The following is a 10,285-nucleotide window of genomic DNA, read 5'->3' on the forward strand; positions in this document are numbered from 1 at the left end:
GGAGGCGCGATCATGGCGACGGCAAGGCTGCTGGGCGCGAGCATCAAGCGGCGCGAGGACCCGCGCTTCATCACCGGCAAGGGCAACTATGTGGACGACCTCAAGCTGCCCGGGATGACCTATGCGGCCTTCGTGCGGAGCCCTCACGCGCACGCCGGGATCCGTAAGATCGACACGGCCAAGGCCCTCAAGCACCCGGGCGTGGTGGCGGTCTTCACGGCCAAGGACATGACCGGCGTCAACTCGCTGCCGTGCGGATGGGATCTTCGCAAGGACAAGAACGTCCCCGGCGTGGTGCAGGACCTGGCGATGGTTCCCCACATGCCCTTGACCTCCGACGTGGCCCGCCACGTGGGGGATCCCGTCGCGGTGGTCATCGCCGACAGCCAGGACGCGGCTCTCGACGCCGCCGAGCTCGTGACCGTGGACTGGGAAGTGAAGCCCTCGGTGACGGCTACCGCCGGGGCCGCCCAGGCGGGCGCCGCGCAGATTCACGCGGGCGCGCCGGGGAACATCGCCTTCAAGTGGGAGCTCGGGGGCGGCGACCTCGATGCCGCGTTCAAGAGCGCCGACGTCGTCGTCAAGAAGCGCATTGTGAACCAGCGGCTCGTCGCCAACGCGATGGAGCCGCGTGCCTGCGTCGCGCGCTTTGAGGAGTCGACAGGCGACCTGACGCTGTGGGTGACGTCGCAGAACCCGCACGTTCACCGCCTCCTGATGTGCGCCTTCGTCCTCGGCATTCCCGAGCACAAGGTGCGCGTCATCTCTCCCGACGTGGGCGGCGGCTTCGGCTCCAAGATCTTCCTCTACAACGAGGAGGTCGTCTGCTCGTGGGCGTCGCGCCAGATCAAGCGGCCGATCAGGTGGACCTCGACGCGTCGGGAGGCGTACCTGACGGATGCCCACGGGCGAGACCACGTCACCGACGCGGCGATGGCGATGTCCAAGGACGGCAAGATCCTGGGCCTCCACGTCAAGACCACCGCGAACCTGGGAGCGTACCTCTCCACCTTCGGGCCCGCCGTCCCGACGTTCCTCTACGGCACGCTCCTGAACGGTGTCTACGTCATGGGTGCCATTCGCTGCGAGGTCACCGGCGTGTTCACCAACACCACCGCGGTGGACGCGTACCGTGGCGCAGGCCGGCCCGAGGCCTGTTACGTGCTCGAGCGGATGGTCGACGCCGCGGCGGCCGCACTCAAGATGGATCCCGCCGAGGTCCGGAAAAAGAATTTCATCCCGAAATTTTCAGGGGCGTATCAGACTCACGTGGCCGTCTCGTACGACAGCGGCGATTATCCAAAGGCGTTCGACCGCCTCCTCCAGATGTTCGACTACAAGAAATTCCGAGCCGAGCAGGCGGAGGCACGGAAGAAGGGTCGCTACCTCGGCGTCGGCTTCTCGACTTACATCGAGGCGTGCTCCATCGCGCCCTCGAAGCTCGTGGGCGCTCTCGGCGCCGGCGCGGGCCTTTACGAGTCCGGAAAAGTCCGCGTGCACCCGACGGGAGGGGTGACGGTCTACACGGGCTCGCACTCGCACGGCCAGGGGCACGAGACCACCTTCGCCCAGCTCGTGGCCGACGAGCTCCAGATCCCGATCGACCAGGTCGAGGTCGTCCACGGCGACACCGGCGCGATTCCGTTCGGCATGGGCACCTACGGTAGCCGCTCTGCTTCGGTGGGAGGCACCGCGCTCCACATGTCGGTCAACAAGATCAAGGAGAAGGGGAAGAAGATCGCGGCGCACCTGCTCGAGGCCTCGGCCAGCGACATCGAATATGTCGGTGGGCAGTTCCAGGTGCGCGGCGCCCCCGGCAAGGCGGTGCCCTGGGGCGCGGTGGCCCTCACGGCCTACGTGCCGCACAACTATCCCGAGGGCCTCGAGCCGGGGCTCGAGGAGACGAGCTTCTACGATCCCTCGAACTTCTGCTTCCCGTTCGGGGCCCACGCCTGCGTCGTCGAGGTCGATGGCGACACCGGCCACGTGAAGATCGTGCGGTACGTGGCCGTGGACGACGTCGGGAACGTGATCAATCCCATGATCGTCGACGGGATGGTCCACGGCGGGATTGCCCAGGGAGTGGCGCAAGCCCTCTGGGAGGGGGCGGTCTACGACGAGGAGTCCGGCCAGCTCGTCACCGGCAGCCTCATGGACTACGCGGTGCCGAAGGCCGACATGCTGCCGATGTACGAGACCGCGCGCACCGAGACGCCGACGCCGGTCAACCCGCTCGGCATCAAGGGGGCGGGAGAGACGGGGACCATCGCCTCCACCCCGGCGGTCGTCAACGCGGTCGTGGACGCGCTGTCGGGTCTCGGTGTTGACCATATCGAAGTCATGCCGCTCACGCCTGAGCGGGTCTGGAAGATCGTCCAGGCCGCCAAATCGAAGAAGTAAGGGAGACGCCCATGTATCCAGCCCAGTTCGAGTACCACAAGGCCGGCACGGTCAAGGAGGCGGTGGATCTCCTGGCCAAGTACAAGGACGACGCCAAGCTCCTCGCCGGCGGCCACAGCCTGCTGCCGGCGATGAAGCTGCGCCTGGCCCAGCCCAAGCACCTGATCGACATCGGAAAGGTGTCGGGGCTCGCCGGGGTCAAGGAGGAGGGCGGCACCCTCGTCATCGGCGCCATGACCACCCACTACGCGATTGAGTCCTCGGCCGTCCTCAAGAGCAAGTGCCCGCTCTTGCCGGAGGTCGCGGGGCACATCGGCGACCCCATGGTGCGCAACATGGGCACTCTCGGAGGGAGTCTCGCCCACGCGGACCCAGCCGCTGACTGGCCGGCTGCTGTCATCGCTCTCGGGGCCGAGCTCGTGGCCGAGGGGCCCAAGGGCAAGCGGACCATCAAGGTCGACGACTTCTTCAAGGGACTTCTGACTACTGCGCTCGCAGAGAACGAGATTCTCACGGAAATCCGAGTCCCGGCATGCGGGGCGAACGTCAAGTGCGCCTACGCCAAGTTCCCGCATCCGGCGTCGCGCTTCGCCGTCGTGGGCGTCGCGGCGGTCTTGACCTTGGACGGCGGCAAGATCAGCAAGGCGAGCATCGGCATCACGGGCGCCGGCACCAAGGCGACCCGCGCCAAGGGCGTCGAAGCCGCCATAGCCGGCAAGGCCGCCGATGCGGCCTCGATCCAGGCGGCGGCTTCGAGCGCGGCAGACGGCGTGGACGTCCAGGCTGATCTCCAGGGCTCCGTCGAGTACAAGCAGCACCTGTTGAGAGTCTTCGCCAAGCGTGCCATGGAGGCGGCGGCCGCCAAGAAGTGATCCGGGTCGAGTCCATCACGCCCCGCGGATTCACGTCCGCGGGGCGAGTGTTTTTGGGGCGGCGGTGACGGCTGCGATCATTCTTGCAGCGGGGTTGTCCCGCCGGATGGGCCGCCCCAAGCTGCTGCTGGAGCTCGTGGGCAGGCCCATCATCCGGCATGCCGTCGAGCGCGTGATCTCGGCGGGCATCCGCCACGTGCTTGTCGTCGCCCCGCCGGAACACGAGGCGCTGGCGCGGGCGCTCGACGGGTTGGAGGTGCGCTTCGCGGTCAATCCGACCCCCGAGGCGGGGCAGGGCTCCTCCGTGAGCGTCGGCGTGCGCGCGCTGCCTGTGGGGACCACAGCCGTTCTCATCGCCCTGGGCGACCAGCCGGGCGTCCCCGCTGAGGTCATCCCGGCGTTGCTTGGAGCGTTGAAGACGCCTGGGAAGACCATCGCCGCACCCCGGTATGCCGACGGCCTGGGCAACCCCGTCCTGTTCGCCGCGTCGGTCTTCCCCGAGCTGCTGGTGCTCCCCGGCGATCGTGGAGCGCGCGCCGTCGTCCTACGGGACCCGTCACGGCTGGCCCAGGTCGACATCGGCTCTCCCATGCCCAGGGACATCGACACGCCGGAGGACTACGAGAGCCTGAGCCCCCCTGAGAATCCGCGGTAAACTGAGAGGACTATGAGAGCCGAGATCAAGAAGATCCACGAGATGATGGAGTCCGCCGACTACGTCACGGACCCGGCCATCGCCACGTCCGTCCACCTGGCGATGACCCTCAAGAAGCCGCTCCTCATCGAGGGGCACGCCGGGGTGGGCAAGACCGAGGTCGCCAAGGTCATGGCGAGGATGCTCGGGACCAACCTGATCCGCCTCCAGTGCTACGAGGGGCTCGACGCCGCCCAGGCGCTGTACGAATGGAACTATCCCAAGCAGCTCCTGCACATCAAGCTCGAGGAGAGCACGGCGCACACGATGTCGGAGAAGGAGGCGGCCATCTTCTCGCCGCCCTTTCTGATCAGGCGGCCGCTGCTGCAGGCCATCAGCGCGACAGGAGCACCTCCGGTTCTCCTGATAGACGAGATCGACCGGGCCGACGAGGAATTCGAGGCCTTTCTCCTCGAGGTGCTCTCCGAGTTCCAGGTGACGATCCCGGAAATCGGCACGATCAAGGCGACCCAGCCGCCCTACGTCATCCTCACGTCGAACCGCGTCCGCGAGCTGTCGGACGCGCTGCGCCGCCGCTGTCTGTACCTCTGGATCGACTTCCCCGGCTTCGACAAGGAAGTGCGAATCGTCACGCGCAAAGTCCCCGGCGTCAACGAGCGCCTGGCGCGGGAGATCTCGCGCTTCATGGAGACGGTCCGGACCATCCGGCTGGCCAAGGCGCCGGGCGTCGCTGAGACGCTCGACTGGGCCCAGGCGCTCTCGTCGCTGCACGCCGACCACCTCGACGAGGAGCTGGTGACCGAAACGCTCGGCTGCGTCGTCAAGGACGCGGACGACGTCAAGCGTCTCAGGCGGGAGCTCGCCACGGGCGGTATCGGGCGCTTCGTCGCCGCCCAGAGCTGAATCAATGGGGGCGCCCCGGGACCTCACGCGCGCCACGCTGGCCTTCGGCGCCATGCTGCGCGCTTCCGGGCTGCCGGTGACCACGTCGGCCGTCATGGACGCCGTCCGCGCCCTCGAGGCCGTGGACCTGATGGACCGCGCCGAGGTCTACCTTGCGCTTCGAACGGTCCTCATGAGCCGCATGGAGGAACAGCCCGCCTTCGACCGCTGCTTCGAGGCCTTCTGGAGGTTTCACGCGGAAGACGGGCAAGGCCTCGACGGCTTGGTCGCCGCCGTCCAACCTTTCCGGCAAGAGGAGGAGCTGGATTCCGGCGCTATCGAGGCCGCGCGGGAGAAGCAGGCGCAGGTGGCCCTCGACGACTGGGACGAGGGCGAGGCCGCTGACGACCCGCCGGTCGAGGTGCCCGGTCTTTCCGACCGCGAGGCGCTGATGGATCAGGACTTCTCGACCTTCCCCGCCGAGCAGCTCGACGAGGTCGCCCGACTGACCGTGCAGATCGCCAGGCGGCTCGCGCGCCGGGTGAGTCGGCGGCGCAAGCCCACGCGGCGGGGGGGTGTTATCGACCTGCGGCGCAGCATGAGGGCCAACCTGATGAAAGGCGAGATCATCGAGCTGCGGCGCCGCGCCCGGCGACGCCGCAAGGTGCGCCTCGTGCTGCTCTGCGACGTCTCGGGCTCCATGGATCTCTACAGCCGCTTCCTGCTCCAGTTCCTCTACGCGTTGCAAAACGTCTTCGGGCGGGTGGAGACCTTTACCTTCGCGACGCGGCTGACCCGCGTCTCCGATCTCCTCCGCGGCCCGTCCTACAAGGGAGCGCTCCGGCGCCTCACGGAAGTGCGTGACTGGTCCGGGGGCACGCGGATCGGCGAATCCATCCGGGAGTTCAACCAGACATGGGGCCGCTTCGTGGACCGGCGCACCATCGTGCTGGTCCTCTCCGACGGCTGGGACACCGGCGAGCCCGACGTCCTGGCGGAGGAGATGTTGACCCTCAAGCGTCGCGCCGCCCGGGTCATCTGGCTCAACCCGCTGCTCGGCAATCCATCCTACGAGCCCCTGACGCGCGGCATGGCCGCTGCGCTCCCGCTGGTCGACCACTTCGCCGCCGCGCACAACCTCTCGAGCCTCCGAGAGCTCGCCGCCCACCTGAGGGTGCGATGAGCGAATTGTTCGACCATCTGGACAGACTGAAGAGCGCCGAAGGCAAGGTGGCGTTGGCGACGCTGGTCAACACGCGGGGGACGACGCCGCGCAAGGAAGGCGCCAAGATGCTCGTGGGCGAAGGCGGCCGCGTGCTCGGCTCGGTCACCATCGGCGGCTGTGTGGACGCCCAGGTCATCGAGGAATCCGCCTCGGTGATCGCGGCCCACGCGCCGAGGCTCCTCGAGCTCAACCTGGGCGACGAGGAGGCGTGGGAGATCGGGCTCACCTGCGGCGGGACCATCGAGGTTTTCGTGGAGCCGGTTAATCTCCAGGAGCCGGGGGGCGAGACGCTCAGGCTCTACGAGCGACTCCGGAAGCACGCCGAAGCCGGCGGCCGGTCCGCCTTGCTGACCAGGCTCGACGCCCCCAACAACGGCGCGAAGCTCCTCCTGCTGGACACGGGGGAGCGCGACGGTAGCCTGGGCGCGGCAGGCCTCGACGAGCGCGCGGCGGGGGAGGCTCAGGGGCCGATCCAGTCGGGCAAGTCTTCGACGTTGACCGTCGATGGCACGCGCGTCTTCGCGGAGGTCTTCGCGCCGCCGTCCATCATGCTGATCGTGGGAGCCGGTCACGTATCCATGCCGCTCTGCTCGCTCGCGCGCATTCTCGGCTTCAAGACCGTCGTCGTGGACGGGCGGCCGCGCTTCGCCTCGCGCGAGCGCTTCCCCGACGTGGACGAGCTCAAGGTCGGCATCCCGTCCGAGCTCATCCGGGCCATTCCCCTGATACCGTCAACGGCGCTGGTCCTCGTCGCGCACGACTACAAGTACGATCTGCCGGTGCTCCGTCACGCGCTCGAGACGCCGGTGGGCTACATCGGGCTCCTGGGATCGAGCCGGCGAGGCAAGGCGATACTCGACCTCTTGCGAGAAGATGGCCTGAGCGAGGACGCCCTCGGCAGGGTGCGGGTGCCGATCGGCCTCGATCTCGGGGCGCAGACGGCGCCGGAGATCGCGCTGGCTGTGCTGGCCGAGGTGCTGGCCGTCCAGCGCGGCGCCAGCTGCCTGCCGATCAGCGAAAAGGTTCGGCGAGGACTTAAATGAGGGGCGGGGACTGAAGACGTGAAGGCGATCAGAATTTTACGCGACAACGCGGCGGCGGCCGCGCTCGAAGGCCGGGTCATCTGCCATGACGTGCGCGATGGGCACGGAAAGATCGCGGTGGAGAAGGGGCAGGTCCTTGACGCGGGCGCGGCCGCGCGACTGCTGACGCAGTCCTGGCGCGAGCTCCACCTGCTCGAGCTCGAGCCGGGCGACATCCACGAGGAGCCGGCCGGCGCGCGCCTCTCTCAAGCCGCTGCCGGAGAGGGAGTGGAGGTACGGGGCTACGGTGGTGGGCAGTGGACCCTGGCTGCGACCCGCCGCGGGCTGCTGCACGTGCGCGTGGAGGCGCTGGCCGAGGTCAATGCCCAGGAGGGGATGGCCGTCTACACGCTCTACGATCTTCAGCCCGTCGAGGCGGGCGAGGCCGTGGCGCGGGCTAAGATCGTTCCGCTCGCGATCGGCGAGGCCCAGGTGAAGCGGGCCGAGGAGCGCGCCTGGGCCGCGGCTGGGCTCGTCACCGTCAAGACCTTCACGCCCCGCCGTATTGGCGCGCTGACGCGCGCGAGCCTGCCGGTCCAGCAGCGCGCCCGGTTCGAGGCCGCTCTCGGCGAGAAGGTGGACTGGTTCGGCTCAAGTCTATTGCCCGTCCATTACTGCGCCGACGAGGCTCGCGCTGTCGCAGATGGGCTCGGGGCCCTCGCCGGCCTCGGCGCTGAGCTCGTCATCGCCGCGGGCGCCGCCTCGCTCGACCCGCTTGACGCGATCTTCGAGGGGCTCAAGCTCGCGGGTGGTCGTATGGTCCGCCATGGAACGCCGGCCCACCCGGGCAGCCTCCTGTGGCTGGCGCGGTGGCGCGAGCGCCCCGTCCTCGGCATGCCGGCCTGCGGGATGTTTTCCCAGGCGACGTCTTTCGATCTCGTCCTGCCCAGGATCCTGGCCGGCGAGACGGTGGACCATGCCGACCTGGCCGCGATCGGTCACGGGGGGCTCCTGTCGCGCGACAGCGCGTGGCGCTTCCCGCCGTACCGGAAGAGCGCCGCGCGCGGCGAGCTGCCCGAGTAGCGGCCAGAGTAGCTGAATGATCTACAGCAGCGTCATCCGCGAGAGGTTCCGGCGGCCCCGGTTTCGGGGCGAGCTGTCCCGGCCGGACCTCGCCTTCGAGGACGTCAACCCGCTCTGCGGCGACCGGATCCGTATCGAGTGCCGGATCGCCGACGGACGCCTCTCGGATGCGCGCCATCGGGGCGACAGCTGCGCGATCTGCGCCGCGTCGGCCGACCTGCTGCTCGAGATGGTGATCGGACGCACGGTGGAGGAGGCGGCCGCCGTCGAGCCCTCGGCGCTTCTCGAGCGGCTCGAGGCCGACATCCGGCCGATGCGGTTCAAGTGCGTGACGCTGCCGCTCTCGGTGCTCCAGGGCGCGCTCGAGGGTCGGGAGGTGGCGCTGTGACGCTGGGCGAGAGGACGCGGCCCGACTTTCCCATCCTGGCTCGCCAGATCCACGGCCAACCGCTCGTCTACCTCGACTCCGCGGCCTCGAGCCAAAAGCCGCGACAGGTCCTCGAAGCCATGCAGCGCTACTACGAGCGCAGCCACGCCAACGTCCACCGCTCGATCCACACGCTGGGCGAGGAGGCGACAGAGCTCTACGAGGCCGCGAGGGATGCCGCGCGCGGATTCATCGGCGCCCGGTTCCGCGAGGAGGTCATCTTCACGCGCGGGACCACCGACGGGGTCAACGTGGTCGCCCGCGCGGTGGCGGGCACGCTGAGGCAAGGCGACGAGATCGTCGTCACGGAGATGGAGCACCACTCGAACCTGATCCCGTGGCAGATGGTGTGCCGGGAGCGGGGAGCGGTCCTGAAGGCCGTCCCAGTGACCAACGCCGGCTTCCTCGACATGGACGCCTTCGCCCGCCTGCTGTCTTCTCGCACGAAGCTCGTGGCTACGGCCCACGTTTCGAACGTGCTCGGGACCATCAACCCGGTGGCGGACCTCGTTCGCAAGAGCCGGGAGGCGGGAGCGCTGGTGCTCCTCGACGGCGCCCAGGCGGCGCCGCATCTGGCGCTGGATGTGGCGGCGCTCGGCTGCGACTTCTACGTCTTCTCGGGTCACAAGATGTTGGGGCCCACGGGCATCGGGGTCCTGTACGGCCGGCGCGAGACGCTCGAGGGGCTCGAACCGGGGCTGGGCGGCAGCGAGATGATCAAGGAAGTATGGATCGACCACGCCCAGTGGAACGACCTCCCGTGGCGCTTCGAGCCCGGCACGCCGCCCATCGCCGAGGCGATCGGCCTCCACGCCGCGGTCGAATATCTCGAGAAGCTCGGCATGGCGCGGGTCGAAGCCCACGAGCGGGAGCTCTGCAGGCTGACGCTCGATGCTCTCGAGACGATCCCCGGCGTCACCCTGTACGGCCCACGGAACCCCGAGCTCAAGGGGGCCGTGGTGGCATTCAACGTGGAAGGCATCCATCCGCACGACGGCGCGGCGCTGCTCGACGAACGGGGCATCGCCGTCCGCGCGGGGCATCACTGCGCCCAGCCGCTCATGAAGCGGCTCGGGATCGTCGGGACGCTTCGCGCGAGTTTTTCGGTCTACAATACGTCCGCCGAGGTCGTGCGCCTGGCCGAGGCGGTCGAAGGCCTTCGCGGCGCGCTTTGATGCGGCCTCTGGAGCTTCCCGGGCCATCGGAGGACTTCTTGGGGAGGGTCGTATGCTGAGGATGATGGTCGCCGGCGCGGTGCTCGCGAGCCTGGCCCTGGTCGGCGCGGGGCCGGCGCGCGCGGCGCAGCCCGTGGCGGTGATCGACATCGATGGCGCGATCACGCCGGTCACCGCGCGTCTCCTGACCGCCGCGCTCGAGCGCGCGCAGGCCGAGCGCGCCCAGGCCCTCGTGGTTCAGCTCAACACGCCGGGCGGTCTCGAGCGCTCCATGCGCACCATGGCGCAGACCATTCTCAACGCCGAGATTCCCGTCATCGTCTACGTGGCTCCGACGGGCGCTCGCGCGGCATCGGCGGGCGTCTTCATCACGATGGCCGCGCACGTGGCCGTGATGGCGCCCGCCACGAACATCGGGGCTGCGCACCCGGTGGCGGTCGGCGGCGGCGGGGACAAGGAGATGATCAAGAAGGTCGAGAACGACGCGGCCGCCTTCGCGCGCACCATCGCCACCGAGCGGGGGCGCAACGCGGAGTGGGCCGAG

The 10,285-nt window shown here is 68.9% G+C and carries 10 protein-coding genes; all 10 read left to right on the plus strand.

Annotation, left to right across the window (positions count from 1 at the left end; all coding sequences use genetic code 11):
- The first annotated feature begins 12 nt into the window (after positions 1 to 12).
- Positions 13 to 2,400 (plus strand): xanthine dehydrogenase family protein molybdopterin-binding subunit, encoded by a 2,388-nt coding sequence (locus VGV06_06685; protein HEV2054846.1) that lies wholly within the window; start codon positions 13 to 15, stop codon positions 2,398 to 2,400.
- A gap of 11 nt (positions 2,401 to 2,411) precedes the next feature.
- Entirely contained in the window at positions 2,412 to 3,272 is an 861-nt protein-coding gene (locus VGV06_06690; GenBank protein HEV2054847.1) for a xanthine dehydrogenase family protein subunit M, read from the plus strand.
- Positions 3,273 to 3,336: 64 nt separating this feature from the next.
- Complete coding sequence (locus VGV06_06695; GenBank protein ID HEV2054848.1) at positions 3,337 to 3,927, plus strand: nucleotidyltransferase family protein; 591 nt, start codon at positions 3,337 to 3,339, stop codon at positions 3,925 to 3,927.
- 12 nt (positions 3,928 to 3,939) lie between these two features.
- The gene (locus VGV06_06700) at positions 3,940 to 4,830 is read left to right on the plus strand and encodes a MoxR family ATPase (protein HEV2054849.1); all 891 of its coding nucleotides are present in this window, start codon (positions 3,940 to 3,942) and stop codon (positions 4,828 to 4,830) included.
- Between the two features lie 4 nt (positions 4,831 to 4,834).
- Complete coding sequence (locus VGV06_06705) at positions 4,835 to 5,992, plus strand: VWA domain-containing protein (protein ID HEV2054850.1); 1,158 nt, start codon at positions 4,835 to 4,837, stop codon at positions 5,990 to 5,992.
- Complete coding sequence (locus tag VGV06_06710) at positions 5,989 to 7,077, plus strand: XdhC/CoxI family protein (GenBank protein HEV2054851.1); 1,089 nt, start codon at positions 5,989 to 5,991, stop codon at positions 7,075 to 7,077. Before VGV06_06705 ends, VGV06_06710 begins: the two co-directional genes overlap by 4 nt.
- A gap of 18 nt (positions 7,078 to 7,095) precedes the next feature.
- Positions 7,096 to 8,139, plus strand: coding sequence for a hypothetical protein (locus tag VGV06_06715; GenBank protein ID HEV2054852.1), 1,044 nt, complete (start codon positions 7,096 to 7,098; stop codon positions 8,137 to 8,139).
- Between the two features lie 16 nt (positions 8,140 to 8,155).
- The gene (locus VGV06_06720; protein ID HEV2054853.1) at positions 8,156 to 8,527 is read left to right on the plus strand and encodes an iron-sulfur cluster assembly scaffold protein; all 372 of its coding nucleotides are present in this window, start codon (positions 8,156 to 8,158) and stop codon (positions 8,525 to 8,527) included.
- Positions 8,524 to 9,741 (plus strand): cysteine desulfurase, encoded by a 1,218-nt coding sequence (locus VGV06_06725; GenBank protein ID HEV2054854.1) that lies wholly within the window; start codon positions 8,524 to 8,526, stop codon positions 9,739 to 9,741. Before VGV06_06720 ends, VGV06_06725 begins: the two co-directional genes overlap by 4 nt.
- A gap of 52 nt (positions 9,742 to 9,793) precedes the next feature.
- Positions 9,794 to 10,285: nodulation protein NfeD (locus VGV06_06730; GenBank protein ID HEV2054855.1), on the plus strand; the 492-nt coding region annotated here is incomplete at its 3' end.

Source organism: Candidatus Methylomirabilota bacterium, from assembly GCA_035936835.1.
Classification (GTDB): domain Bacteria; phylum Methylomirabilota; class Methylomirabilia; order Rokubacteriales; family CSP1-6; genus AR37.